This is a genomic window from Mesorhizobium sp. M4B.F.Ca.ET.089.01.1.1 (assembly GCF_004022605.1).
Taxonomy (GTDB): Bacteria; Pseudomonadota; Alphaproteobacteria; order Rhizobiales; family Rhizobiaceae; genus Mesorhizobium; species Mesorhizobium abyssinicae.
The window spans coordinates 1-1068 of record NZ_RZOS01000905.1 but is presented as its reverse complement, the minus strand read 5'-3'; the positions used below and the strand labels follow the sequence as shown (position 1 = coordinate 1068).

General features: G+C 57.8%; 2 pseudogenes. One reads left to right on the top strand and one right to left on the bottom strand.

The features are described from left to right. Nucleotides 1-349: 349 nt before the first annotated feature. Nucleotides 350-717: pseudogene (locus tag EN780_RS34920) on the bottom strand (transposase); the annotation flags it as partial. A gap of 218 nt (nucleotides 718-935) precedes the next feature. Between EN780_RS34920 and EN780_RS34915 the strand changes: the two are divergent. Next, nucleotides 936-1068 (top strand): annotated as a pseudogene (locus tag EN780_RS34915) (IS110 family transposase); the annotation flags it as partial.

Sequence of the window (1068 nt, the reverse complement as noted above, 5' to 3'; positions counted from 1 at the left end):
CTTGCAGAGTGTTGCAGCCAAGATTCCTTCGACTATAACGTCTTCTCCGGCTTGTGCGTAACTAGCCGGCGCGAAGTGCTTGATCCGAGAGTTCGGCAGATTGAGCCTAGCGACCTCTTGGTTTATGGACTGATTTTCAAACTGGGACAACATAGCTCGCCCTTCCATGTAACCTGCGATTTTGAGACGGGCCGCTACGACCGGTTTGTCGCGGCGGCACTTGCTCATCATCGCTGCAATCGACGTGCCACGATGCGGTGCTCCCTACTTAGCAAGAATGAAACACGCGCGCTCGCTGGAATGGCCGGGCACTTTGTCGGGTTCGCGACACATTGGCGCCACAACCGTCCAGCGACTTGCCTAAGTGACGCGCAAACAGCGAAACCTGCTGCAGTGTGTCCCGCAGCATCTGCGCCAAGGCGCGGGCGTCGTTGCGATCTGTTTTGTTCGGCATCGTTTTCATCGCCGCGTTCGCCTGCCGGGTCTCGATGTAGATCGCCGGCAATCCTTCGGCACGAATACCGTCATAAAGCCAGGCCGTCAGCGAGCAGGCTTCGAGCCCGATGCGCTCCAGCGGCAGATCGATTTTCCACAACGCTTCATAAAGCGCCTCGGCTCACTCGCCGCCCGCCCTTCCTTCACGATCCGGCCGCTCTCGTCGACGACACAGATCGCGGTCTCTTCCAAAGACACGTCAAGTCCGGCAAAATACTTCATGGCTGCTCCTCCTGATGTTTGTGGCGATCTACATCGACCACGTTCTCACATCTCGACAGGAGCAGCCGCCCTCAATTTGGCTCGGGCGAGACCCCAATCACCCCATCTGTTGAAAAAGGGCTCGCGACAGTCTCAGGTTCGTGATTATGGGATGGCCGCCCCTCTCTGGAGCGATCGGTTAGGATCGCTCTGTTTTGGAATGAGAGAGGAACGGACCGATGTCGATTTTCGTGCTTGGAATTGATCTTGGCAAGAACGTGTGCAGCCTCGTCGGGCTGGATGAGGCTGGCGCTGTCGTTCTACGTCGACGGCATCGTCGCGACGGCGTAGCGGATTTGTCGGCTCCTTGCC